A 24,321-nucleotide genomic window follows, 5' to 3' on the forward strand; every position below is an offset into this window, starting at 1 on the left:
GGCACCCATGGCAACGCTTGAAATCCGAGACCTGCACGTCACCGTCGAGGTCGAGAACGGCACGAAGGAAATCCTCAAGGGTGTCGACCTCACCGTGAAGCAGGGCGAGACGCACGCCATCATGGGCCCCAACGGCTCGGGCAAGTCGACCCTCGCCTACTCCCTCGCGGGACACCCGAAGTACACGATCACCGGCGGCACCGTCACCCTCGACGGTGAGGACGTCCTGGAGATGTCCGTCGACGAGCGCGCCCGCGCCGGTCTGTTCCTCGCGATGCAGTACCCGGTCGAGGTCCCGGGTGTCTCCGTGTCGAACTTCCTGCGCACCTCCGCGACCGCCATCCGCGGCGAGGCCCCCAAGCTGCGCACCTGGGTCAAGGAGGTCAAGGAGGCCATGGAGCGCCTCAACATGGACCCCGCCTTCGCCGAGCGCAACGTCAACGAGGGCTTCTCCGGCGGTGAGAAGAAGCGCCACGAGATCCTCCAGCTGGAGCTGCTCAAGCCGAAGATCGCGGTCCTCGACGAGACCGACTCCGGCCTGGACGTCGACGCCCTGCGCGTCGTGTCGGAGGGTGTGAACCGCGTCCGCGAGACGGGCGAGGTCGGCACCCTGCTGATCACGCACTACACGCGCATCCTCCGCTACATCAAGCCCGACCACGTGCACGTCTTCTCCGGCGGCCGGATCGTCGAGTCCGGCGGTGCCGAGCTCGCCGACAAGCTGGAAGAAGAGGGCTACGAGGCATACACGAAGGGTGGCGCATCCGCGTGACACAGCTGCCGGGCCTCCTCGACACCGAGGCGCTCCGCAAGGACTTCCCCATCCTGGATCGACAGGTCCACGACGGTAAGAAGCTCGTGTACCTGGACAACGCGGCGACCAGCCAGAAGCCGCGTCAGGTGCTGGACGCCCTCAACGAGTACTACGAGCGCTACAACGCCAACGTCCACCGTGGCGTGCACGTCCTCGCCGAGGAGGCCACGGCGCTGTACGAAGGCGCGCGCGACAAGGTCGCGGACTTCATCAACGCGCCCTCGCGCGACGAGGTGATCTTCACCAAGAACGCCTCCGAGTCGCTCAACCTCGTGGCGAACATGCTGGGCTGGGCCGACGAGCCCTACCGCGTGGACTCCGACACCGAGATCGTCATCACGGAGATGGAGCACCACTCCAACATCGTGCCGTGGCAGCTGCTCGCGCAGCGCACGGGCGCGAAGCTGAAGTGGTTCGGCCTGACCGACGACGGCCGCCTGGACCTGTCCAACATCGACGAGGTCATCACCGAGAAGACGAAGATCGTCTCCTTCGTGCTGGTCTCCAACATCCTGGGCACCCAGAACCCGGTCGAGGCGATCGTGCGCCGCGCCCAGCAGGTCGGTGCGCTGGTCTGCATCGACGCCTCGCAGGCCGCGCCGCACATGCCGCTGGACGTGCAGGCCCTGCAGGCCGACTTCGTGGCCTTCACCGGCCACAAGATGTGCGGCCCGACGGGCATCGGCGTCCTGTGGGGCCGCCAGGAGCTCCTGGAGGACCTGCCGCCCTTCCTCGGCGGCGGGGAGATGATCGAGACGGTGTCGATGCACTCCTCGACCTACGCCCCGGCGCCCCACAAGTTCGAGGCGGGCACCCCGCCGGTCGCCCAGGCGGTCGGTCTCGGCGCGGCGATCGACTACCTCAACTCGATCGGCATGGACAAGATCCTCGCCCACGAGCACGCGCTGACCGAGTACGCCGTGAAGCGGCTGCTGGAGGTCCCGGACCTGCGCATCATCGGCCCGACCACGGCCGAGGAGCGCGGCGCGGCGATCTCCTTCACCCTCGGGGACATCCACCCGCACGACGTGGGCCAGGTCCTCGACGAGGAGGGCATCGCGGTCCGGGTCGGCCACCACTGCGCGCGGCCGGTCTGCCTGCGGTACGGAATTCCTGCGACCACGCGAGCGTCGTTCTATCTGTACTCCACGCCGGCCGAGATCGACGCGCTGGTCGACGGCCTGGAGCACGTACGGAACTTCTTCGGCTGAAGGGCGTGCTGAACGGTGAAACTGGACTCCATGTACCAGGAAGTCATCCTGGACCACTACAAGAACCCGCACGGGCGGGGCTTGCGGGATGGCGACGCCGAGGTGCACCACGTCAACCCGACGTGCGGTGACGAGATCACACTGCGCGTGAAGTACGACGGTACGAAGATCGAGGACGTCTCGTACGAGGGCCAGGGCTGCTCGATCAGCCAGGCCTCGGCCTCCGTACTGAACGAACTCCTCGTCGGCAAGGAGTTCTCCGACGCGCGGAAGATCCAGGAGACCTTCCTGGAGCTGATGCAGTCCAAGGGGAAGCTCGAACCCGACGACGCGATGGAGGACATCCTGGAGGACGCGGTCGCGTTCGCCGGGGTGTCCAAGTACCCGGCCCGGGTCAAGTGCGCCCTGCTGAGCTGGATGGCCTGGAAGGACGCGACGGCCCAGGTGCTGGGCGGAGCCGACGCCGAGAAGGAGACGACGGCATGAGCGAGACCGTGGAGATGAAGCCGGCCTCGGAGGAAGAACTCCGTGAGGCCCTGATGGACGTCGTCGACCCCGAACTGGGCATCGACGTCGTCAACCTCGGCCTGATCTACGGCATTCACGTCGACGAGTCGAACATCGCGACCGTCGACATGACCCTGACCTCCGCGGCCTGCCCGCTGACGGACGTCATTGAGGACCAGGCGAAGTCCGCCACGGACGGCCTCGTCAACGAGTTGCGCATCAACTGGGTCTGGATGCCGCCGTGGGGCCCCGACAAGATCACGGACGACGGGCGGGAGCAGCTTCGGGCGCTCGGGTTCAACGTCTGAGACACCCGTCTGAGCTCAACGTCTGAGGTTCACTGACTGACGAAGGGGCGGCACCCCCTCCTGGGGGTGCCGCCCCTTCGCGTGTTTCAGTTCAGCCCGGCCACCAGCCGGAACGCCGAGTCCGCCCGGTACACGCCGTCGTACTGGTACGGGTCGAGACGGACCTGGAAGTTGCGGTGGCGGAGGAAGCGGCCCGGGTAGTTCACCGACTCCAGCATGATCGCGCCCGAGTAACTGGCGGGGCGGGGGCAGAAGGTGGCGTCCTTGCGGAAGAGGGACGAGCCGTCGTCGCCTTCCGCGCGCAGGACGAAGTTGCGGTGGCGGAGGTAGGTGCCGTCGGCCGTGGTGAAGGAGTAGCAGGAGGAGTCGGCCAGGCCCGCCACCCGTTCGAAGGTGGCGTTGCGGCGGGCCGAGGCCGAGCCGGCCGGGGCGAGGGTGACATAGCCGCCGCTGGTCTGCCAATAGCGGTCGGGGTAGTTGACGGAGCGTATGGAGGTTCCGCTCTTGGCGGCCGGGGGCTTGGGGCTCGGTGAAGTCCTGTGGGACGCCGGGGGCTTCGGAGCCTTCGTGTGCGGCTCCGGACTCGCCTCGGGGCGGGGCGATGTGCTTCGGGTGGGGGTGGGAGACGGGCGCTTGGGGTGCTTGGCGGGCGCCTTCTGCGTCTTGGAGGGCGTTGCGAAGGAGATCAGGCCGCCCGGTGCCGAGCTGCTGAGGGTCGTCGGCTGCGCCGCCGACGGGGTCGGCTCGCCGGTCCGGCTGTCCATCACGGTGATCGCCGTCACGCAGGCGGTGACTGTGGCCACGGCGAGGGCGCCTGCCAGCCAGAGCCGTCGCGTTCCCGGTGCCCGGGTGGTGTCCGGGGCCCAGCCGCTCTCCCACGGGCGGTCCAGTGGGGGCCGGGACTTCTCTTCTGACATGCGCTTTTTCCTCCGGCGGGCACCCTTGACGGCGGCGCAGTTGTGGTGGCCCGGTGTGTGATCGGGTGACACCGTAGTGGACCGGTGGGATCCCTGGGGGGCGTTTGTTGAAAGCGGTATCTCTTCCCTCGTTGCGTACGGGTGTACAGATGTTGTGTACGCTCGTACATATGGGTTATCTGCTGCTGGCCGGGGCCATCGCCGCCGAAGTGGGCGCGACGACCGCCATGAAGTACAGCGAGGGCTTCAGCAGGCTCGCACCCTCGCTGCTGACACTCCTCGGCTACCTCGTCTCCTTCGCGCTGCTCGCGCAGACGCTGAAGACCGTCTCCGTCGGAACGGCCTACGCCATCTGGGCCGGCGCCGGCACCGCCGCCATCGCGGCGATCGGGTTCGTGTTCCTCGGGGAGGGGATGACCGTCGCCAAGGCCGCCGGGATCGCGCTGATCATCTTCGGGGTCGTGGTGCTGAACCTGGGGGGTGCCCACTGATGCCCCGGCGCTACGACCCCGAGCGGCGGCAGCGGATCATCGACGCGGCGATCCGGGTCGTCGGGGCGAAGGGCATCGCCGGGCTGAGCCACCGCACGGCAGCCGCCGAGGCCGATGTGCCGCTCGGCTCGACGACGTACCACTTCAAGACCCTCGACGAACTGCTGGTGGCCGCGCTGCGGCAGGCCAACGAGGGTTTCGCCAAGGTCGTCGCCGGGCGGGGCGGTCTGGAGGACCCCCGGACCGACCTCGCGGCCGAACTGGCCGGCTGGATGGGGGAGTGGCTCGCGGGTGACCGCACGGGCGTCGAGCTGGAGTACGAGCTGTACCTCGCCGCCCTGCGCCGGCCCGCCCTGCGGCCCGTCGCCGCCGAGTGGGCCGAGGGTGTCGCCGAGCTGCTGTCCCGGCGCACGGATCCGGTGACCGCACGGGCGCTGGTGGCGGTCGTCGACGGCATCTGCCTCCAGGTGCTGCTGACCGGGGTGCCCTATGACGAGGCGTACGCCCGGGAGGTGCTGGGGCGGGTTGTCGCGGGGGCGGGCGAGCCGGCGGTGCGCGAGTCGGGGGCGGGCGAGTCGGGGGCGGGCGAGTCGGGGGCGGGCGAGTCGGGGGCGGGCGAGTCGGGGGCGGGCGAGTCGGGGGTGCGCGAGTCGGGGGTGCGCGAGCCGGCGGTGCGCGAGTCGGGGGCGGGCGAGTCGGGGGTGCGCGAGTCGGGGGCGGGCGAGTCGGGGGTGCGCGAGTGATGCTCGCGCGGGTGACGGAGAGCCGGGTCCACCCCGATGGCGGGGCCGGAGCCACGCGTCGCCGACCAGCGGCGGGACGTACCGCCCGGCACGTGAGACGCCCCCGCACCGGTTCGCATCGACCGCCGTCCGCCGGTTAGGTTGCCCTCATGACCGACACGACTGCTCCTCGCTCCACCGGCGCCGTGGCCGCCGGGCTCGCCACGATCGCCGCAGACGGCACCGTCCTCGACACCTGGTTCCCCGCGCCCGAGCTGGCCGACGGGCCCGGCCCGTCCGGCACCGAGCGGCTCTCCGCCGAGCAGGCCGCCGAGCTGCTCGGCGGCGGTGCGACCGCGGCGATCGGCCCGGACGCCCGCCGGGGCGTCGAGGTGGTCGCGGTCCGCACGGTCATCGCCTCGCTCGACGAGAAGCCGATCGACGCGCACGACGTCTACCTGCGTCTGCACCTGCTCTCCCACCGCCTGGTCAAGCCGCACGGCCAGAGCCTGGACGGCATCTTCGGCTTCCTCGCCAACGTGGCCTGGACCTCGCTCGGCCCGGTTGCCGTCGACGACCTCGAGAAGGTCCGGCTGAACGCCCGCGCCGAGGGCCTGCACCTCCAGGTGACCTCCGTCGACAAGTTCCCGCGTATGACCGACTACGTGGCCCCCAAGGGCGTCCGCATCGCCGACGCCGACCGGGTCCGCCTCGGTGCGCACCTCGCCGAGGGCACCACCGTCATGCACGAGGGCTTCGTCAACTTCAACGCCGGCACGCTCGGCACGTCGATGGTCGAGGGCCGTATCTCCGCGGGCGTCGTCATCGGCGACGGCTCGGACATCGGCGGTGGTGCCTCGACCATGGGCACCCTGTCCGGCGGCGGCAACGTCATCATCTCCATCGGCGAGCGGTGCCTGGTCGGCGCCGAGGCGGGCGTCGGCATCGCGCTCGGCGACGAGTGCGTCGTCGAGGCAGGCCTGTACATCACCGCCGGCACCCGTGTCACCATGCCCGACGGCCAGATCGTCAAGGCCCGCGAGCTGTCCGGCGCCTCCAACATCCTCTTCCGCCGCAACTCGGTCACCGGCACCGTCGAGGCCCGGCCGAACAACGCGGTGTGGGGCGGGCTGAACGAGATCCTGCACAGCCACAACTGATCATCGGCGGCCGTGACCTGCGGCCCCCCCGAACGAACAGCGTTCTGACCCGCTGCCGAGTTGTCGGCAGTTGTCGGCGTTGGTCATCGTTGAGCGCAGTCGAAGCTACGAAACGAGGACCGGGACATGAGGAACGAGCGGGGGCGGGGCGTGGTGCGCTGTCTGGCCGGGGCGGTCACGGCGCTGGTGGTGTGCTGGCTTCCGGCGGGGGCCGCGCACGCCGACGAGACCAACACGGGCTCGCACAACGGCCATCGAGTCGGGCTGGTCAACGTCGGCCAGGTCGACGACCCGGCGGAGGACGTGCTGGAGCACACGCTGCTGTTCGGTGACGGGTACGCCTGGAACTGAGCAGGCAGCTCGACGGCCGGGGCCCGTACCGCACACACTTGCGGTACGGGCCCCGGCCCGTTTTTCGTTTCCGGCAGGTGGCATAGCGGGAGGCTCCCGCGCGCGTCACAAGGGGTACGGGGGCGGGCAGCGGGCCCGCCCCGGGGGAAAGCGAAGGTGACGATGGATGCCCAAGCGCAGGAGAGCTTCCGGGAATTCGTGGCGAACAGGTCGTCCGCGCTGCTGAAGACCGCGGTCCTGCTGAGCGGCGGCGACCGGCACGCGGGCGAGGACCTGCTCCAGAACGCGCTGATCAAGGCGGCGGGCCGCTGGCACCGGATCGACGAACCCGAGGCGTACGTCCGGCAGATCCTCTACCGCCAGCAGGTCAGCCGCTGGCGGCTGAAGTGGCCGAGGCGCGAACTGAGCGTCGCCGAACCACCGGAGACCACGGCCGCTCCGGACGCCTCCGGCGCGGCCGAGCTGCGCCTGGTGATGCGAGGCGCGCTGGCCCGGCTGACCGCGCGGCAGCGCACGGTGCTCGTGCTGCGCTACTTCGAGGATCTGCCCGAGGCGGAAGTGGCCCGCATCCTGGGGTGCTCCGTCGGCACCGTGCGGTCCGCCACCCATCGCTCCCTGGCCCGGCTGCGCGCCCTCGCGCCCGAGCTGGCCGCCCTGGGCCCGGCCGCCGCGGAAGAGCGGCCGGCCCGTGACTACTCGCCCGTGGAGGTGCGTCAGTGAACGTCGACGAACTCGTGCGCGACGCGCTGCGCGACCAGGCCGACGGGCAGCCGCCCGTGGCGCCCGGCTTCGCCGACCGGGTGCTCGCCGTCCGCCGGCGCCGCCGCAGCCGCCGGCTCGCCTCCGCCGCCGCGGCGGCCGCCGCCGTGGTCGCCGTCGCCGTGGCCGTGCCGATGCTGGACCCGGGCAAGCACGACGTACGCCCCTCGGGCGGCGTGGAGCAGACCAGCGTCATCCCCCGTCCGGACCAGTCGCCGCCGCGCGACCTGATCGCCGCCGGGCGGGTCGCCCTGGCCGCGTACTACACCTTCAGGAACGTCGAGCAGTCCGCCGACCGTGCCGTGTCCGAGCGCACGTACTGGCTGCTGAATCCGAAGACGAACAAGTACGTGAAGGACGACCGGTGGTCGTACGTCGCCGTCGCTCCCGGGATGACGACCGCCGCCGTTCTCGAACGCGACCTGCCCGTGCCGCGCATCGGGCTGCTCGACCTGGCGAGCGGTCAGGTCAAGCGGTGGATCCCGGTCGACCACCCGGTGGCGGGGGTGGAGTTCTCCACCGACGGCAGGAAGCTCGTCGCGACGACGTACAGCAAGAACCCCGACCGCCGGGTGAAGATCGACGGGTCGGAGGGCTGGGACGCCCCCTTCATGGAGTCGGACCGGACCGGGTTCCACGTCATCGACGTGGCCTCCGGACGTGGTTCCTGGGCTGGGGTGGAGATCGGCGGGGGTGCGCACAATCCCGATGCGTTCATCAACTCGCGTCAGGACTTCGCGTTCACCCGCGACGGCCGTCTCGTCTGGTCGGGGATGCCCATGGAACCCGGCAAGAAGTTCTACGACTTCACCGGCAAGGAAGTCCCCGCACCCGCCCTGGAACGGTACCGGGACTGGTCCGTCGACGCGGGCGTGTCGCCGGACGGGCAGCTCGTCGCCGGCCCGTTCGCGGGGCAGAAGTGGAAGACGTCCTCCTTCGTGCTCGACGCGCGCACCGGGAAGCAGCGCGAGGTGCGCGGGCAGCAGTTGCTCGCCTGGGCGGACGGGAACTCGCTCGTCGCCTGGGACATCGGGCCGGACGGGAACGAGTACCACCAGCGGCTGGTGCTGGTGTCCATCGGCGGCGAGAAGACGACTCCGCTCAGTGATTTCCGGTCGCCCAAGGACAACACCGAGGGGCGGTGGGAGCCGGTGTTCGCGGAGCGGTGATCAGGTCCGCGTGAGGTCCGCGTGGAGCGCCAGCAGGGCGTCGGTCGTGGCGAGGCCGGCTGGCCGGAGCGGGGTGCGGACCGGGCCCGCGGGCAGGCCCAGGGCGGTGAGCAGCGCCTTCGTCGTCACCGTGCCCGGGAGGCCCGCCGACATGATCGCCTCGATGAGGGGGGTGGCCTGCTGCTGGAGGCGGGCCGCCTGTGCCGTGTCGCCCGCGTCGAACGCGTCCAGGACCGCGCGCAGCCGGGCCGGGATCACGTTCGACACCGTGCTGACGTAACCGGCCCCGCCCACCGCGTACAGGGCGAGGTTGTGCTCGTCGCAGCCCGCGTAGTACGCCAGGGCCGTGCGGGCCAGCACCTTCTGGGCGGCGAGGAAGTCGTAGGAGCAGTCCTTGACCGCGACGATCCTGGGGTGTGCGCTGAGGCGGAGGATCGTCTCCGGTTCGACCCGGACGCCGGTGCGGTTCGGGATGTCGTAGAGCATGAGCGGGAGCTCACTGGCGTCGGCGATCTCGCGGAAGTGGGCCTCGATCGCGTCCTGCGGGGGTCTGCTGTAGTACGGCGCCACCACCAACAGGCCGTCCGCACCCGCCTTTTCCGCCTCCCGCGCCAGGTCGACGGTGTGGCGGGTGTCGGGCGTGCCGATGCCCGCGACGATCGACGCCCGGTCGGCCACGGCCTCCCGGACGGCTGCGATCAGGGCCGACTTCTCGGCGTCCGTGGTGGTCGGTGACTCGCCCGTCGTGCCGGACAGGACGAGACCGTCGCAGCCCTGTGCGACCAGGTGGGCGGCGAGGCGCTGGGCACCGTCGAGGTCCAGGGCGCCGGACGTCGTGAACGGGGTGATCATGGCGCACAGGGCGCGGCCGAAGGGAGGCGTCATGTGAGTAGTGTCGACAGCGTGACTGTGTAGCTCCAGTTAATTCTGCTACCCGGTATTCGTTAGGGGTGCTTTCCGGATTCGTCAGGTGTGCCTTCCGGCCGCGTCGGCTGCAGGGAGCCGGGCAGGCTGTCTGCGGGGGTAGCGCTTCAGGGGTAGCTGGTGACGGGCCGGGTACTCGGGGGTTCCTACGTCGAGAGGAGGCGGAACACCGTGACCGGGACCATCGATCATCGGGCCGTGCGCGACGAGCACCACTCCGTGGGCGAGCTCGTCTCACAGGCCGCGGAGCAGCTCTCCCGGCTCGTGCGGCAGGAACTGGCTCTGGCCAAGGAGGAGCTGGCCGAGAAGGGGCGGCGTGCGGGGCGTGGCGGTGGGCTGCTCGGTGCGGCGGGCGCCGTCGCCTACGCCGGGTTGCTCGCGCTGGCCGGGACGGGGGTCGCCGCCCTCTCGCTGGTCCTGCCCGTCTGGGCCGCCGCGCTCATCGTGACGGGGGTGTTGTTCGTGATCGCGGCCGTGCTGGGCGCTGCCGGCCGGGCGCAGTTGCGCCGGGCCACGCCTCCCACGCCTGAGGAGGCGCTCGGCAGTGTCAGGGCGGACGTGGAGGAGATCAGGGAAAGGGCGCATCGATGACGGACGCGACCGGTGGGGCCAAGGGGCCCGATGAGCTGCGGCAGCAGATCGAACGGACCCGTGGTGAGCTCGGGAACACGGTGGAAGAGCTGGCGGGGAAGGCGGATGTGAAGGGGCGTGCGCGGGCGCGGGCGGCCGATCTCCGGGACAAGGCCGGGGCCATGACGGTGCAGTTGCGGAGCAGCGCCGCGCAGGCCGGTCACACCGTGCACGACAAGGCGACGCATGTGACGCACGCGGGGCCTCGGCCGGTGCGGGGTGTCGTCCGGGCCGGTGCGAAGCATCCCAAGCCGGTGCTGGTCGCCGGGGCGGCTGCGGGGGCTGTGGTGGTGACGGTCGGGGTGCTGCGGCGTCGGCAGCAGGCTGCGCACGGACCTGTCTGGCGTCTCGTGCATCGCTGAGCGGGGCGGTGGGTCGCCTGACCGGGTGCGGTGGGTCGGGGTCGTGCCGGGAGGGGGTCCGTTCTCGGAACGGCGCGGTGCGGTCCCCTTCCGTGCGTGCGCGGGTGCGGGCGCACCTGGCTGCGGGCCGTCGTGCCTCCCCCAGTGCCTTGATGGGGGTGCTCCACCCGACTCCAGCGGTGGCCCGCCGGGCTGCGCGGCAACCCTCGCTTGACCTCAAGCTTGGTCGAGGTTGAAAGGTGGCGTGTGCAGCAACCGGCGCATACGACTGGAGTGTTCCATGAGCCGTCGAACCGAGCAGCCCCCCGACCTCACCGATCCCCGGACCGGTGCTCCCTTCTTCAGCACCTGGCGAGTCGGCACCCCCGAGCGGCAGCAGCGGACCGTGGAGACGATCGCGCGGACGTGGGAGCGCCGGCCGTGGCCCGCCGGTGACCTGCTGGGATACCACGTCTACGCGGGACACGACGGGTCCGCGCTGATGCACTACTCGCAGTGGAGCGACGAGCAGGCCTACGAGGCCTTCGTCAAGACGCATCGGCAGGAGCGGGTCGACGAGATCGACACCGCCGTGCCGGGGATCGAGCGGCTGGGGCTCGGGCGGTACCGGCGGTACCGCAGCCGGGAACGGGCCGTCGGGGATCTGCGGGTGCCGGAGCTGATCGTCACCGTGCGGATCGACTTCGAGGAAGAGGCCGGGGAGCGTCGCAAGGAGTGGGTCGATCTCGTGCTCAAGGCTCTGGCTGACGACCCGGAGGGGCACGCCGGGCTGATCTCCGCCCATTTCCATCTGAGTACCGACGGCGGGCATGTGCTGAACTACGCCGAGTGGGAGAGCGGCCAGGCCTACGACAAGGCCTTGGCCGCGCCCGGGACCGACACGTGGGAGCGGGTGCGGACGTACCCGGGGGTGCAGGGGGTGAGCGGGAGCCGGTACCGGCATGCCCTGGGGCTCGTGCCCGGGTGAGGGCGGTGTGCCCTGGGGCCGGCTGGACCTTCGGTGCAGCCGGCCCCTGGCCGGGGGCTACGGGCGGAAGCGCAGGACCTGCGGGTCGTGGTCGCTGATCTGGTCGTTGAACTCCGCGTTGACGTGCACGCTGTCGTACGCGAAGTCGCAGTCGCGGCGGATCGACGGGCTGATCAGGATCTGGTCGAGGACCTGGCTGTTGCCCTGGTAGACGTACGAGTAGCGCTCGCTCCCGGGCAGCGACTTGATCGCCGACCAGAGTTCGCCGCGGCCCTCGAGGAGCTTCGCGGTCTGCGAGAACTCGAAGTCGTTGATGTCGCCCAGGGCGATGACATCCGCGTTCTTCTGCGTGTCGAGGATGTCCTTGACGAAGGCGTTCACCAGCGTGGCCTGCCGGTGGCGCTGGGTCTCGGAGCCGCGGGACGGCGGCTGGTACTGGGAGGTCAGGCCCTGGTCGCCGGCCTTGGAGTTGAAGTGGTTGGCGATCACGAAGACGGTGCGGCCGCGGAAGGCGAACTCGCCGGCCAGCGGCTTGCGGCTGTTCTTCCAGGCCTCGTCGGCGGGGGCGATGCGGCCGGGGCTGAGCGTCAGGTGCGCCTTGCCGCGGATCCTCGTCACGCCGGTCGCCGTCGTGGCGTCGCCGCCCGCGCGGTCCGTGAAGGAGACCCGCTCCGGGTTGAACAGGAACGCCTGGCGGATGTTGCCGCCGGGCTCACCGCCGTCCGTGTTGTCGGCCGGGTCGATCGAGCGCCAGTCGTACGCCGGGCCGCCGGCCGCGACGATCGCGTCGATCAGCTTGGTCATGGTCTGATCGGCGGCGACCGTACCGTCGTTCTTCGCGCCGTTGTTGTCCTGGATCTCCTCCAGGGACACGATGTCCGGCGAGTTCAGGTTGTTCACGATCGCGGAGGCGTGCTCGGCGAAGGTGTCGTCGGCCGGGTCGAGGTTCTCGACGTTGTAGGTGGCGACCGCGAGTTCCGAGGAGCGCTGCTTGCGCGTCGTCTCGCGCTTCAGGTCAGCGGACTTGAGCGTGCCGAGTTCGCTCGCGACCAGGGTGTAGCCGCCGAACTGGTTGTAGTCGAGCGGGCCCGCCGTCGTGCCGGTGAGGGTGTCGCCGACGTTCGCCTTCGGGAAGTCGGCCGTCGCGCCGAGGGACTGGATCTGGATGCGGCCGGTGTTCTGGGCGTCGTAGGAGCCGTAGACCGTGCCGCCGCGGCGGTTGCGGTTCTCGTGCGGCTTCACCGTCACCCAGAGTTCGGTGTACGGGTCGGTGGCGCCCACGACCCGGGTGTCGGTGACGCGGACGGTCATGCCCTCCAGCGCCTCGTAGCGGTCCAGGGCGTACGCCGAGGGCTTGAGGGGAAGAGCGTTGATCGAGCCGTTCGCCGTGGTGTCGCCGGCCGGCGCGTAGGCGGCGGGGACCGACTGCGCGTCGATCGTCGTGGCGGCGGGGAGCTGGTTGCCGCTGGAGACGACCGTGGTCGTCGGCTTGGTGATCTCGGTCAGGGACTGGTTGCCGGAGGCGGTGCCGCCGGGGACGTACTCCGACACCGTGCCGCTGACCGTGACGGAGTCACCGACGGCGACCCCCTTCGGAGCGGAGCCGGTGAAGACGAAGACGCCTTCGCTGGTCGCCGGGTCGGCGTCCGGGTTCGGGTCCTGGATCCAGAAGCCGCGGGACGAGCCGTAGGTACGGATGCCGGTGACGATTCCGGCCACGTCCGTGACCTGCTTGCCGGCGTAGGGCGATATCCGGGTGCTGCCCTGGATGTCGTGGATGCGGACCGAGTCCGCGTGGGCGGGTGTGGTGAGGACGATCGTGGATGCCGCGGAACACGCGGCGGCGACGGTGAGCGCGGCGAGGCGCGCGGACGACTTGCTCGGCAACGGGAATCCCTCCGGGGACGTGACAGGGCGCCGGGACGAGGGTGGAGCGTGGACTGTCTGCCGCTACCTGTGGGGCGGGCGGTGTGACGCGCGTAGAAGGCGGTGGACCGGCAGGCCTGTGGGGCTGGCCCGGTGAACAAGTGTCCGCCGACTTCTACGCGCGTCAATCTCCAGCCTGCTCAGGGCACTTGTCAAGGTTTCGGCCATGTACCACCCCTGACGGGGACATGAAGTAGGCAGCATGGGTGTAAATCCGTCTAGGCTGAGCGGCTGAGTCGTATGAGGCGCCGCTAGGAGAAACAGCCGATGTCAGACAGCTCCCCCCTGCCGCCGGTGCGGCTGACTTCCGAAGCGGAGCTGGCGCGCGACGCGCTGTCCACGCCGTTGCTGTCCCGGGCCGCCCGGCTGGCCCGCTGGGCCGGGCCGGAGACCCGGGTCGACGCCGGGGGAGGGCTCGTCGACGAGCAGTTGCCCACGGCCGCCGAGGTGCTCGGCCTGAGCGGGGACGACGCCGCCGCCGACGCCAGCGAGGCGTGGCGGGTGGCCGTGGACACCGGGCTCGTCAAGATCCTCGACGAGGAGGAGGGCACCGTCACGGCGGGCGAGGACCTCGCGCTGCTCACCGGCGGCTCGCCGCAGGACGTGCTCGCGGTGTGGCTCGCGGCCGTGGAGACGGTGCTCGCCGACGCGAGCGTGCCCGACCTGGACGGGCTCGTGGCCGAGGACGGCGAGGTCGACCTCTCCGCCCTCGACTGGGACCCGGAGGCCGAGGCCGAGTTCCTCGACGGTGTGCTCGGCAACCTCTATCTGCTGACCGTCGGCGAGGACACGCCCGCCGAGGCACCCGTGCCGCTGCCCGCGCTGGCCGCGTCGGTGATCGTGCCCAGCGACATGGGCGAGCCGACCAACGACGTCCTTGAGCAGGTGTCCGACGCGATGATGCGGCTGGACAACCAGTTCCGGACGCTGGAGCCGGTGGGGCTCGTGACGTACCAGCCCGTCGACGAGGCGCTCATGGCCGAGGCCGACGAGGAGCCCGCGGCGCCCGTCGACGACACCGACGTCTCCCGGTACGGCATGGTCCGGCTCACCCCGCTCGGTCTGTACGGCCTGCGGGCCCGGCTGCTGGAGGCCGGGTTCGAGGCGCCGGCCGTCGGGGACCTCGCGGACAAGGGAGCCGACGCGCTGCTCGACGGCACGGCGGCGTTCCCGCCCGGTGCTGCGCAGGCCGAGACGGAGCAGTGGCTCCAGCGGCGGGAATCGCTCGCCGCGGCCAGGGAGTTGCTCGCGGCGGCGCGGGGTACGGACGCCGGGGCGCCGCTGCGACGGCTGCGCTGTCAGCAGGCCTTGTCGCTGGTGGGTGCTTCGGCCGAGCCGGCGTTGCGGGAGGTGCTCGATGATGCCGAGCTGGGCGGGCTCGCCCGGGTGTGGCTGACCGAGCATGGTGCGGTGGATGTGCCCGCGCCGTCGGAGGCGATGGTCTATTGGCTGACCATCGACACGGTGGCCGCGCAGCTGGCTGCCGAGGGCAACTCCGAGGAGTTGCGGGCGTTGGTCGAGGGGCTTGCGCGGCAGCACGGCGGGTTTTTCGAGGCTGTGTGGCGGGTCGAGCATCCCGCTACCGCTGATGTGCTGGAGGCGATGGGGCGGTTGCATCCCGACAAGAAGGTTGCGAAGGAGGCGCGGAAGGCCGCGTTCAAGGCGCGCTCGCAGCAGGGTGGTTGAGCCTGTTTTGCGCGTGCGGGGCTGTTGTTGGCTTGTCGCGCCCGCGCGGCGGAGCCGCATATGAACACAGTCCCGCGCCCCTTAGGGCGGTGTTCAACCGGCGTTCATGGATGAGCGGGACGGTGGCCGTGATCGAGGTCCGCCACCCTCCACGGCATATCCACCGTCACAGGAGACACCCATGTCGCTCACCCGCAGGGACTTCGCCAGAAACTCCGCGATCACCGGTGCCGGTGTCGCGCTGGCGGGCAGTGTCGGCGCCCTCGCCACCGGGCCCAACGCCCTCGCGTCCTACGACACCGACAGTGCGGAGGGCGCGGCGGACGCCCGGCACGGGGTCGGCTACGGGCCGCTCGTACCGGACCCCGAGGGGATCCTCGCCCTGCCCGAGGGCTTCACCTACCGCATCATCACCCACAGCGGAAAGACCAAGCTGGAGTCCGGCGAGTTCACGCCGTCCAACCACGACGGCACCGCCACCTTCGACGGCCCCCGCGGCACCACCCTGCTCGTCAACAACCACGAGCTGAAGGGCCCGCGCGCCAACTGGAAGTACCCGGTGCCGCTCACCGAGGGCCTCGTCTACGACCCGGCCGCGGCGGGCGGTTGCACGGTCGTCGAGATACGCCCCGACGGACGGGTCGCCGAGTGGGTGGGCATCGCCGGTACCTCCACCAACTGCGCGGGCGGCCGCACGCCCTGGGGCACCTGGCTCACCTGTAAGGAGAACTCCGACAGGGCCGGCGTCAACGGCATGACCAAGGACCACGGCTACGTGTTCGAGGTCGACCCGAGCGACCGGCGCGCCAACCGGAACCCCAAGCCGCTGAAGTTCTTCGGCCGCTACGACCACGAGGCCGTGGTCATCGACCCCAAGCGCGGCCACGCCTACCTCACCGAGGACGCCGCCGGCCCCAACGGCCTCTTCTTCCGCTGGACCCCGCCCAAGGGATTCGCGTACGGCCCCGGAAAGTTCCGCGAGCTCGCCGACGACGCCGGTGTGCTCCAGGCGCCCAAGTGCTTCGACTCGGGCGGGAAGTTCGTCGACGACCTGTCCCGCGCCACCAAGACCGGCACCGTCTACGGCGTCGACTGGGTGGACGTGCCCGACCGTGACGCCCGTGCCACCCCCGTGCGCAAGCAGTTCGCCGCCGACGAGGTCACCCGCGCCCGCAAGCTGGAGGGCATGTGGTGGGGCGAGGGGGGCGCCTACATCGTCTCCTCGTACGCCCGTGAGGAGAGCCCCGTCCAGCATGACGGCCAGGTCTGGTTCTACGACCCCAAGCGCCGGACGCTGACCTTGAAGGTCATGCTCGGTGTGAACCCCGACCCCTCGAAGGACGGCGCGTTCGACGGTCCCGACAACATCACCGTCTCCCCGTACGGCGGCCTCGTCATCGCCGAGGACGGGGAAGGGGTGCAGCACCTTTTCGGGGCCACCGACAGCGGCCGGACCTACCCGATCGCCGCAACGAGCTGAACATCGGCACCGAAGAGGAGCCGGAGTACAGCGAGTTCGCCGGTGTCACCTTCTCGCCCGACGGCCGGACCCTCTTCGCCAGCATCCAGACGCCGGGCATCCTGCTCGCCATCACCGGCCCCTGGAAGCGGCAGAAGCGGTAATTAATTCACTCGCAGGTCCCGCACTGCGCCTCCTACAGTGAGATCACAACGTCACGCACCTCCCGGTGCGATGGCAGCGGCTACTTCTCTTCCAAAGAATCCGACGCCGCCGCCGACTTGATCTCGGGAGGCGCAGCATGAGGTGGGTGCCCGGTGCGCAGGCAACGGTTACTTCATTTGATCGGAATGTTGCGGGTTCGAATCCCGTCAGCGACTTCGGGTCGCTGTAGCTCAATCGGCAGAGCATCCGGATAAGTCCGTTGCCGACTTCTGTCCTCGGGCGCCCAACTTTCTCATGCGCGCTTCCCCCGGAAACCTTTCAAGTATTCGGGAACCTGTAAAGAATTCGGGGGAATTCATCATGGCGCGATTCAACGGCAAGGCGGCGCGGGCACGTCCCGTCTCCCGGGTGACCTCCACCGGGCGGGTGCTGCGCACCTACGAGGGCGGCCGGGGCCGCGAGCGTGACGCACGCTCCGAGCTCTTCCTGCTCGCCGTGTCCCACTTCGTTTCCCAGCAGACCTTCTACGAGACCGGCGCCGACCGCGACGACCGCTTCGCCAAGCTCGTGCGCGAACTCGCCGTCACCGACCCGGCGTGGACGGCCGGCCTGCTCGGCTGGCTGCGCGGCGAGGGGAACCTGCGTACGGCCTCCGTCGTCGGCGCCGCCGAGTACGTCAAGGCCCGCCTGGACGCGGGCGCGACCGGCGGCCCGACGGGCCGGCAGGTCGTCGCCTCCGTGCTCCAGCGGCCCGACGAGCCCGGCGAACTGCTCGCCTACTGGACGGCGATGTACGGCCGCAACGTGCCCAAGCCGGTCAAGCGCGGCATCGCCGACGCCGTACGCCGGCTCTACCACGGCAAGGCGCTGCTGAAGTACGACACCGCCTCCAAGGGGTACCGCTTCGGCGACGTCCTCAACCTCGTGCACGCCGCCCCGGACCCGGACAAGCCGTGGCAGGGCGAGCTGTTCCAGTACGCCCTCGACCGACGTCACCACCCCGACACCGCGGTGCCGCCCGCGTCGGACCGCGTCCTCACCGCGCACCGTGGGCTGATGGCGCTGCCGGTGGCGGAGCGGCGCGCGGTCGTGACCGCCGAGGGCGGTGCCGAGCGGCTGGCCGCGGCCGGGATGACGTGGGAGACGCTGGCGGGCTGGCTCCAGGGGCCGATGGACAAGACGGCCTGGGAGGCCGTGATCCCGTCCATGGGCACCATGGCGCTCGTGCGCAACCTGCGGAACTTCGACGAGGCCGGGGTGTCCGACGAGGTCGCCGAGCGTGTCGCCGCGCGGATCAGCGACCCGGCCGAGGTCGCGCGCTCCCGGCAGTTCCCCTTCCGGTACCTCGCCGCGTACCAGCACGCGCCGTCACTGCGCTGGTCGTACGCGCTGGAGCGGGCGCTCGGCCACTCGCTGGCCAACGTGCCCGCGCTGCCCGGCCGGACGCTGGTGCTCGTGGACCGCTCGGGATCGATGTTCTGGTCGCGGCTGTCCGACCGGTCGGAGCTCAACCGCGCCGACGCCGCCGCGATCTTCGGTACGGCGCTCGCGCTGCGGGCGGAGCGCGCGGACCTGGTCGAGTTCGGCTCGACGAGCGACCGCGTGAGGTTCCGCGAGGGCGAGTCGGTGCTGAAGATCCTCGGCCGCTTCGGCGACCTGGGCGGCACCGACACCACCGAGGCGGTGCGCCGGCACTACCGGAAGCACGACCGGGTGCTGATCGTCACCGACGAGCAGTACGCGCAGCATCACCGGGGCGACCCGACGGAGCAGGTCCCGGCCGGCGTGCCGGTCTACACCTGGAACCTCGCCGGATACCGGGCGGGCCACGGTCCGTCGGGCACCGCGAACAGGCACGTCTTCGGAGGCCTGTCGGACACCGCCTTCCGGATGGTGCCGCTGATCGAGGCCTCCCGGGACGCCGACTGGCCCTGGGCGGCCTGAGGGGCCGTGGCCCGCACCGCGAGGGGAGTGCGGGCCACGATCTCGTCCGGGGGCTTGTTCTCACCGGGATTGACATCTAACATTTCAGTTATGGAGGCCATTCGGCCCGTGTCCCGGACCCTGCTCAGGGACCGGGCGTACGAGGCGATCCGGGACGCCATCGTGGCCGGGGAGATCGAACCCGGTGCGGTGGTGCGGGATGCCGAGCTCGCGGAGCGGCTGGGGCTGTCCCGGGCGCCGGTGCGGGAGGCGTTCTCCCGGCTCGTGGACGAGGGGCTGCTGGAGAGCAAGCCGCAGAGCTACACCCGGGTGACCCCGCTCGTGGCCTCCGACGTCAGGGACGCCGCCGCCGTGGTCGGCGCCATGCACGAGCTCGTGACGCGGATCGCCGTGCCCCGGCTGGGTGCCGCGGACATCGAGGCGATGCGCGCCGCCAACCAGCGGTTCGCCGCCGCAGTCGGCACCGCAGACGTGGACGGGGCCCTGCGCGCCGACGACGCGCTGCACGACGTCCTCGTCCGGGTGAGCGGCAACCGCGCCGCCGCCGCGACCGTCGCCCGCTACACCCCGCTCATCCGCCGTCTGGAGCGACAGCGCTTCGGCGAGGGCGGCAGCTGCCGTTCGGCCGGGCTGCACGAGCGGCTGATCGAGGCCTGCGCGGCCCGTGACGTGGCCGAGGCGGTCCGCGTCACGGCGGAGATCTGGCGCGGGCTCGAAGAGCTCGCCGACTGAGACCGATCGCCATCCCGTCCCGACCCCGGGAGGACCCATGTCCCTTTCGCCGTCCCCTTCTTCGTCTTCCTCGTCCCTCGCCTCGTACGAGCGTTACCCCCTGCTCTTCGGGCCCTCGCCCGTCCATCCCCTGGAGCGGCTGACCGCGCACCTCGGTGGCGCCGCCCTCTGGGCCAAGCGCGAGGACTGCAACTCCGGTGTCGCCTACGGCGGCAACAAGACCCGCAAGCTGGAGTACCTGGTCGCCGACGCGCTCTCGAAGGGCTGCGACACGCTCGTGTCGATCGGCGGAGTGCAGTCCAACCACACCCGGCAGGTGGCGGCGGTCGCCGCCCGGGCCGGGCTCAAGTGCGTGCTGGTGCAGGAGAGTTGGGTGGACTGGCCCGACGCCGTGTACGACAAGGTCGGCAACATCCTGCTCAGCCGCCTCGCCGGCGCCGACGTACGGCTGGTGAAGGCCGGGTTCGGGATCGGGTTCAAGGAGAGCTGGGAGCAGGCGCTCAGGGAGGTCGAGGAGGCGGGCGGCAAGCCGTACGCCATTCCGGCCGGCGCCTCCGACCATCCGCTCGGCGGCCTGGGTTTCGCCGGGTGGGCGTACGAGGTCGCCGAGCAGGAGCGTGAGCTGGGTGTCTTCTTCGACACCGTGGTCGTGTGCTCGGTGACCGGCTCCACCCAGGCCGGCATGGTCGCCGGGTTCGCGGCGCTGGAGGAGGCGGGCGGGCGGCCCCGGCGCGTGCTCGGCATCGACGCCTCGGCGAAACCCGCCGCGACCCGTGGCCAGGTCGCCCGGATCGCGCACAACACCGGGCGGCTCATCGGCCTCAAGCGTGAGGTGACGGAGTCCGACGTCGAACTCGACGAGCGGTACCACGCGGGCACATACGGCATCCCCGACGAGTCCACCCTGGCGGCGATGCGGCTCGCGGCGCGGACGGAGGGGGTGGTCACCGACCCCGTCTACGAGGGGAAGTCCATGGCCGGGCTGATCGACCTGGTCTCCCGGGGCGAGATCGGTCGCGACTCCACGGTCCTCTATGCCCACCTGGGCGGACAGCCGGCGCTGAACGCGTACAGCGCGCTGTTCTGAGCAGTGACTGTGAGAACCCCGTCGTAGCGCTGCGCCGGGCTTCTCGTCTGCCGGGTCGCGGTGGTGGAAGGCTGCGGGTGCGTCGTGGTCGTTCGCGCAGTTCCCCGCGCCCCTGACGGGGCGCGGCCGGCCTCCTCCCGGCCGCGCGGGAATCACCCGGCCGGCACGTGGGTTGTCAGCGGTTGACCGAGCCCCCGGAGGAGCCCCCATGCCCGACGAACCAGCCGTGCGAGAACTCCGCCTGGTCGTGACCGCGGACGACTACGACGCCGCCCTGCACTTCTACCGGGACGTGCTCGGCCTGACCGAGCAGGGCGCGTTCGCCTCGGAGGACGGGCGGGTCACGATCCTGGAGGCCGGGCGGGCCACCCTGGAGCTGACCGACCCGAACCACGCCGCCTTCATCGACGAGGTGGAGGTGGGGCGGCGGGTGGCCGGACATGTCCGGGTCGCCTTCCAGGTGGACGACTCCGTCGCCGTCACGGCGAAGCTGGCCGCCGCCGGAGCCGAGGTGGTCGCCGAGCCCACCCGCACCCCCTGGAACTCCCTGAACTCCCGGCTGGAGGCCCCGGGCGCCCTCCAGCTGACGCTCTTCACCGAGCTCGACGACTGAGGGGCCCGCGCGGCCGCCCCTGCCGGGCGGGATCCCCAGCCGGATAAAGTGCTCAGCATGTGGACCGACGATCAGCGGGCGGAGCCGGGTGCCGAGCGGCCCGAGGGCGCCCGGCGCCGGGCCACGATCCACGACGTCGCACGACTGGCCGGGGTGTCACGGCAGACGGTCTCCCGGGCGGTCAACGACAAGGGTGAGATCGACCCGGCCACCAAGGAACGGGTCCTGGAGGCGGCCCGGCTCCTGGACTACCGGCCCAGCCGTTTCGCGCGCGGACTCGTCCAGAAGGGCGCGGTGACGGCGGGCCTGGTCATCCCGGACCTGCGGAACCCCTTCTTCCCCGAGGTGGCCGCCGGGGTGCTGGAGGCGGCCGAGCAGCGCGGCTGGCAGGTGGTCGTCTGGGACTCCCGGATCGACGAGGCCAGGGAGCGGCAGGCGCTCGACGTGCTCTCCCACCAGGCGGACGCGGTCGTGGGCTACTTCAAGGACCCGGACGACGTCCTCACCAAGCACCTCGGAGGCGTGCCGCTGGTGCTGCTGGAGCGCGGCCCGCAGCAGACCCGGTTCGCGGCCGTGGGCATCGACGCCGCCACCGGAGTCGAGCAGGGCCTGAACCACCTGTTCCGCGCGGGGCACCGCAGGATCGGCATGCTGGACGGCGTGCACGGCCCCGGCCCGCGCAGGCTGGCCTTCCTGGAGCACGTGCGGCGGCTCGGACTGCCGGTCGACGAGGAGTGGGTCGTGGTGTGCCCGGAGCACAGCGTCGCCGGTGGCGAGGCCGGGATGGAACGGCTCCTGGCGGCGCGGCCCGGGATCACCGCGGTCTTCGGCTTCAACGACCTGATCGCGGTCGGGGCGATGCGCACCGCCCGCCGCCATGGCCGGAGCGTCCCGGACGATCTGGCGGTGCTGGGCTTCGACGGTCTCTCCCTGGGCGAGCTGGTGGAACCCGCCCTGACCACCCTGCACATCGACAAGCGGCAGCTGGGGCGGCTGGCCGTGGAACAGGTGGCCCGGCTGCGCGCGGGTGAGGAGCCGCTGCGGGGCGCGGACGCGTGGGTGGTGCCCGAGCTGGTGGTCCGCGCCTCCGCCTGACCCGTCACCCTCCAGGTCGCCTGGCAGATCTCAACGTCCTCTCCAACGGGCGGCGGGTGTGCGGACCTCCGGCCGCCTGCCGTTCTCGATAGGGTGCGGAGAGGGTCTCCGGTTCTTGAGTCCCCGGTTCGTGAGGAGTGGCTGCATGGCGCAGGTCAGGCCCATGCGGGCGGATGCTCGGCGCAACTACGAGCGGCTGCTGAAGGTGGCCGCCGAGGCCTTCGCCGAGCACGGGGAGGGCGCGTCGCTCGACGACATCGCCAAGCGGGCCGGGGTCGGCTCGGGCACCCTGTACCGGCATTTCCCGACCCGGCACGCGCTGCTGGAGGCCGCGTACCTCGACCGCGTCGAGGCGATCGCGGCCCGGGCCGACGAACTCGCGGCGGAACTGCCGCCGGGTGAGGCGCTGGGGGAGTGGCTGTACGAACTCGGCGCCGGGATGGTCCAGATGCGCGGCCTGCGGGCCCTGCTCGGCCCGGCCGTCACGCAGAGCGGCTCGGCCGTGGCCACGGCCTGCGGTGACTCCGTGAGGAACGCGGCGGGGCGCCTGGTCCGGGCGGCACAGGAGGAGGGCACGCTCCGCCGAGACGTCGATCCGGTCGACGTCCTGCGACTGGCTCACGGCGTGTCGACGGCGGCGGAGCTGGCGGACGGGGAGGGCGGCCACCTCCGCCGCTATCTGACACTGCTGACGGAGGGGCTGGGGGCCCGGCGTCGCTGACCCGTCGGGCCGGACACCGGACGCCCCCTGAGCAGGAGGCGTCCTACGGGGCCGGCGGTGCCTGCGTTACAGCGCCTGGGCCGCCGGCTTCACCATTCCCCTGACCGTGCGGGACTTCACGAAGTCGCCGATCGCCGTCATCTCCCACTCGCCGGAGAACTGGCGGATCAGCTTGGCCATCATCACGCCGGTCTGCGGCTCGGCGCTGGTGAGGTCGAAGCGGACCAGTTCCTCGCCGGTCGTGGCGTCCAGGAGGCGGCAGTAGGCCTTGGCGACCTCCGTGAACTTCTGGCCGGAGAAGGAGTTGACCGTGAAGACCAGGCCGGTGACCTCCTGCGGGAGGCGGCCGAGGTCGACCACGATCACCTCGTCGTCACCGCCGCCCTCACCCGTGAGGTTGTCGCCGGAGTGCTTGATCGCGCCGCCGACGATGGACAGCTTGCCGAAGTAGCAGCTGTCGATGTGGTTGCGCTGCGGGCCGTAGGCGATGACCGAGGCGTCCAGGTCGATGTCCTTGCCCCGGTACGCCGGCTCCCAGCCGAGGCCCATCTTGACCTGGGAGAGCAGGGGGCGGCCGCCCTTGATCAGGGAGACGGTCTGGTTCTTCTGGAGGCTGACGCGGCCCTTGTCGAGGTTGATCTTCCCGGCGCCGGGGGCGGGCGGCGGAGGTGTGGCCGGAGCCGGGGGCGCCGCCGGCGTGGTGACGGGCGGGGCGGGGGGAGCCACCGGCGGCTGCATCGGCGCCGGCGGCGGGGTCGCCGGCTGGGCCGGGGCTGCCGCGGCCGGTTCCTCCACCGTGACTCCGAAGTCCGTGGCGATGCCCGCGAGGCCGTTGGCGTAGCCCTGGCCGACGGCCCGGGCCTTCCACTGGCCGTTGCGCAGGTAGATCTCCACGATCACCAGCGCCGTCTCGTCACCGAGCTGCGGGGGCGTGAAGGACGCCAGGACGGAGTTGTCGTCCGCGTTGCGGATCGTGGCCGTCGGTTCGATGCCCCGGAAGGTCTGGCCCGCGGCGTCCGGGCTGGCCGTGACGACGATCTTCTCGATGCCGGGCGGCACGGCCGCTGTGTCGACCACGATCGCGTCAGGCGCGGTACCGCCGCCCGAGCGGTACGTCACGCCCGCGCCCGAAGGCTGGTTGTAGAAGATGAAGTCGTCGTCGGAGCGCACCTTGCCGTCGGCGGTGAGCAGCAGGCCCGATACGTCGAGCCGCACCGGGGCGGCGACGTCCACCGTCACGCAGGCGGCGGACAGGGGGATGTTCGAGCCGGGGGTCATAGCTGTCATGCCGGGTGAACGAGCGAGGCGGTTTTGCCGTTCCCTTACCTTGCCGCCAATCGGGTCAGCGGCGATTGCGGGGGTGGTCCCGGGCCGTGCGTTCGTTGCCCCGCTTGTAGTTGCCGGTCCAGCGGGCCATGACGAGCTGCGGGTCGGAGGTCTCCACCTCGGCGAGGAACTGGGCGGCCCGGGGGCCGTTCAGGGTGGTGGCGGGGTGGCCGTGGTGGGTGATGCGGACGGTTCCGCCCGCGTGCTGCTCGTAAGCGAATCCGTGGGGTCGTGGCATGCCGTGAGCGTACGGGGGCGGGGGCAGGCGCCCCAGC

The 24,321-nt window shown here is 71.2% G+C and carries 24 protein-coding genes and 2 pseudogenes; 21 read left to right on the forward strand and 5 right to left on the reverse strand.

Annotated features, from left to right (window positions below):
• Nucleotides 1-7 precede the first annotated feature (7 nt).
• From sufC to AC07F0_RS15120, 4 genes are read left to right on the forward strand one after another with little or no spacing between them, the layout of a single operon-like run.
• On the forward strand, nt 8-772 hold the full coding sequence (gene sufC / locus AC07F0_RS15105) for a Fe-S cluster assembly ATPase SufC (RefSeq protein ID WP_010039743.1): 765 nt from the start codon (nt 8-10) through the stop codon (nt 770-772).
• Nucleotides 769-2,025 carry a cysteine desulfurase gene (locus tag AC07F0_RS15110; RefSeq protein ID WP_436729691.1) on the forward strand — a complete coding sequence of 419 codons (1,257 nt, stop codon included), beginning with the start codon at nt 769-771 and terminating at the stop codon, nt 2,023-2,025. The genes sufC and AC07F0_RS15110 overlap by 4 nt, the downstream gene beginning before the upstream one ends.
• A 15-nt stretch (nt 2,026-2,040) precedes the next feature.
• The gene (sufU, locus tag AC07F0_RS15115) at nt 2,041-2,511 is read left to right on the forward strand and encodes a Fe-S cluster assembly sulfur transfer protein SufU (RefSeq protein WP_086561392.1); all 471 of its coding nucleotides are present in this window, start codon (nt 2,041-2,043) and stop codon (nt 2,509-2,511) included.
• Nucleotides 2,508-2,840 (forward strand): metal-sulfur cluster assembly factor, encoded by a 333-nt coding sequence (locus tag AC07F0_RS15120; RefSeq protein WP_010039749.1) that lies wholly within the window; start codon nt 2,508-2,510, stop codon nt 2,838-2,840. Before sufU ends, AC07F0_RS15120 begins: the two co-directional genes overlap by 4 nt.
• An 86-nt stretch (nt 2,841-2,926) precedes the next feature.
• Here the strand turns inward: AC07F0_RS15120 and AC07F0_RS15125 are convergent, their stop codons facing one another.
• Nucleotides 2,927-3,757 carry an AbfB domain-containing protein gene (locus AC07F0_RS15125; protein WP_478978791.1) on the reverse strand — a complete coding sequence of 277 codons (831 nt, stop codon included), beginning with the start codon at nt 3,755-3,757 and terminating at the stop codon, nt 2,927-2,929.
• A 170-nt stretch (nt 3,758-3,927) separates the two neighbouring features.
• Here AC07F0_RS15125 and AC07F0_RS15130 point away from each other — a divergent pair, with 170 nt between their 5' ends.
• The 6 genes and pseudogenes from AC07F0_RS15130 to AC07F0_RS15155 all read left to right on the forward strand — a co-directional run bounded on the left by AC07F0_RS15130 (nt 3,928) and on the right by AC07F0_RS15155 (nt 8,409).
• The gene (locus AC07F0_RS15130; protein ID WP_478978793.1) at nt 3,928-4,248 is read left to right on the forward strand and encodes a DMT family transporter; all 321 of its coding nucleotides are present in this window, start codon (nt 3,928-3,930) and stop codon (nt 4,246-4,248) included.
• Nucleotides 4,248-4,787: pseudogene (locus tag AC07F0_RS15135) on the forward strand (TetR/AcrR family transcriptional regulator); the annotation flags it as partial. The gene AC07F0_RS15130 and the pseudogene AC07F0_RS15135, both read left to right, overlap by 1 nt.
• A 353-nt stretch (nt 4,788-5,140) precedes the next feature.
• The gene (gene dapD, locus AC07F0_RS15140) at nt 5,141-6,130 is read left to right on the forward strand and encodes a 2,3,4,5-tetrahydropyridine-2,6-dicarboxylate N-succinyltransferase (protein WP_436729695.1); all 990 of its coding nucleotides are present in this window, start codon (nt 5,141-5,143) and stop codon (nt 6,128-6,130) included.
• 126 nt (nt 6,131-6,256) lie between these two features.
• Nucleotides 6,257-6,481, forward strand: a complete 225-nt coding sequence (locus tag AC07F0_RS15145; protein WP_478978796.1) for a hypothetical protein — start codon at nt 6,257-6,259, stop codon at nt 6,479-6,481.
• A 162-nt stretch (nt 6,482-6,643) separates the two neighbouring features.
• On the forward strand, nt 6,644-7,201 hold the full coding sequence (locus AC07F0_RS15150) for a SigE family RNA polymerase sigma factor (protein ID WP_436729697.1): 558 nt from the start codon (nt 6,644-6,646) through the stop codon (nt 7,199-7,201).
• Nucleotides 7,198-8,409 carry a WD40 repeat domain-containing protein gene (locus AC07F0_RS15155; protein ID WP_478978799.1) on the forward strand — a complete coding sequence of 404 codons (1,212 nt, stop codon included), beginning with the start codon at nt 7,198-7,200 and terminating at the stop codon, nt 8,407-8,409. The genes AC07F0_RS15150 and AC07F0_RS15155 overlap by 4 nt, the downstream gene beginning before the upstream one ends.
• Here AC07F0_RS15155 and dapA read toward each other — a convergent pair whose 3' ends face one another.
• Nucleotides 8,410-9,294 (reverse strand): 4-hydroxy-tetrahydrodipicolinate synthase, encoded by an 885-nt coding sequence (gene dapA, locus AC07F0_RS15160; protein WP_478978802.1) that lies wholly within the window; start codon nt 9,292-9,294, stop codon nt 8,410-8,412.
• A gap of 210 nt (nt 9,295-9,504) precedes the next feature.
• Between dapA and AC07F0_RS15165 the strand changes: the two genes are divergently transcribed.
• The 3 genes from AC07F0_RS15165 (at nt 9,505) to AC07F0_RS15175 (ending at nt 11,292) form a co-directional block, all read left to right on the forward strand.
• On the forward strand, nt 9,505-9,924 hold the full coding sequence (locus AC07F0_RS15165) for a phage holin family protein (RefSeq protein ID WP_478978805.1): 420 nt from the start codon (nt 9,505-9,507) through the stop codon (nt 9,922-9,924).
• Nucleotides 9,921-10,325, forward strand: coding sequence for a DUF3618 domain-containing protein (locus tag AC07F0_RS15170; RefSeq protein WP_478978808.1), 405 nt, complete (start codon nt 9,921-9,923; stop codon nt 10,323-10,325). The genes AC07F0_RS15165 and AC07F0_RS15170 overlap by 4 nt, the downstream gene beginning before the upstream one ends.
• Before the next feature lie 280 nt (nt 10,326-10,605).
• Nucleotides 10,606-11,292 carry an antibiotic biosynthesis monooxygenase gene (locus AC07F0_RS15175; RefSeq protein WP_478978811.1) on the forward strand — a complete coding sequence of 229 codons (687 nt, stop codon included), beginning with the start codon at nt 10,606-10,608 and terminating at the stop codon, nt 11,290-11,292.
• Nucleotides 11,293-11,349: 57 nt separating this feature from the next.
• Here the strand turns inward: AC07F0_RS15175 and AC07F0_RS15180 are convergent, their stop codons facing one another.
• Nucleotides 11,350-13,179: an endonuclease/exonuclease/phosphatase family protein gene (locus AC07F0_RS15180; protein WP_478978814.1), complete on the reverse strand. Its 1,830-nt coding sequence runs from the start codon at nt 13,177-13,179 to the stop codon at nt 11,350-11,352.
• A 306-nt stretch (nt 13,180-13,485) separates the two neighbouring features.
• Between AC07F0_RS15180 and AC07F0_RS15185 the strand changes: the two genes are divergently transcribed.
• From AC07F0_RS15185 to AC07F0_RS15220, 8 genes and pseudogenes are all read left to right on the forward strand, one after another.
• Nucleotides 13,486-14,904 carry a hypothetical protein gene (locus tag AC07F0_RS15185; protein ID WP_478978817.1) on the forward strand — a complete coding sequence of 473 codons (1,419 nt, stop codon included), beginning with the start codon at nt 13,486-13,488 and terminating at the stop codon, nt 14,902-14,904.
• A gap of 181 nt (nt 14,905-15,085) precedes the next feature.
• A pseudogene (locus AC07F0_RS15190) lies at nt 15,086-16,527 on the forward strand (alkaline phosphatase PhoX).
• 361 nt (nt 16,528-16,888) lie between these two features.
• Nucleotides 16,889-18,472: a TROVE domain-containing protein gene (locus AC07F0_RS15195; protein ID WP_478978820.1), complete on the forward strand. Its 1,584-nt coding sequence runs from the start codon at nt 16,889-16,891 to the stop codon at nt 18,470-18,472.
• A gap of 90 nt (nt 18,473-18,562) precedes the next feature.
• On the forward strand, nt 18,563-19,204 hold the full coding sequence (locus AC07F0_RS15200) for a GntR family transcriptional regulator (protein WP_399410311.1): 642 nt from the start codon (nt 18,563-18,565) through the stop codon (nt 19,202-19,204).
• A gap of 37 nt (nt 19,205-19,241) precedes the next feature.
• Nucleotides 19,242-20,291: a 1-aminocyclopropane-1-carboxylate deaminase gene (locus tag AC07F0_RS15205; RefSeq protein WP_478978823.1), complete on the forward strand. Its 1,050-nt coding sequence runs from the start codon at nt 19,242-19,244 to the stop codon at nt 20,289-20,291.
• A 208-nt stretch (nt 20,292-20,499) separates the two neighbouring features.
• Nucleotides 20,500-20,904 carry a VOC family protein gene (locus tag AC07F0_RS15210; RefSeq protein ID WP_399410315.1) on the forward strand — a complete coding sequence of 135 codons (405 nt, stop codon included), beginning with the start codon at nt 20,500-20,502 and terminating at the stop codon, nt 20,902-20,904.
• A gap of 57 nt (nt 20,905-20,961) precedes the next feature.
• Nucleotides 20,962-21,999, forward strand: coding sequence for a LacI family DNA-binding transcriptional regulator (locus AC07F0_RS15215; protein ID WP_478978826.1), 1,038 nt, complete (start codon nt 20,962-20,964; stop codon nt 21,997-21,999).
• 145 nt (nt 22,000-22,144) lie between these two features.
• Entirely contained in the window at nt 22,145-22,720 is a 576-nt protein-coding gene (locus AC07F0_RS15220) for a TetR/AcrR family transcriptional regulator (RefSeq protein ID WP_478978829.1), read from the forward strand.
• 66 nt (nt 22,721-22,786) lie between these two features.
• On the opposite strand, the gene AC07F0_RS15225 is transcribed toward AC07F0_RS15220, so the two are convergent.
• Nucleotides 22,787-23,998 (reverse strand): TerD family protein, encoded by a 1,212-nt coding sequence (locus tag AC07F0_RS15225; RefSeq protein WP_478979135.1) that lies wholly within the window; start codon nt 23,996-23,998, stop codon nt 22,787-22,789.
• Between the two features lie 64 nt (nt 23,999-24,062).
• The gene (locus AC07F0_RS15230; protein ID WP_478978832.1) at nt 24,063-24,284 is read right to left on the reverse strand and encodes a hypothetical protein; all 222 of its coding nucleotides are present in this window, start codon (nt 24,282-24,284) and stop codon (nt 24,063-24,065) included.
• Nucleotides 24,285-24,321 lie beyond the last annotated feature (37 nt).

Source organism: Streptomyces sp. NPDC045955, assembly GCF_056430805.1.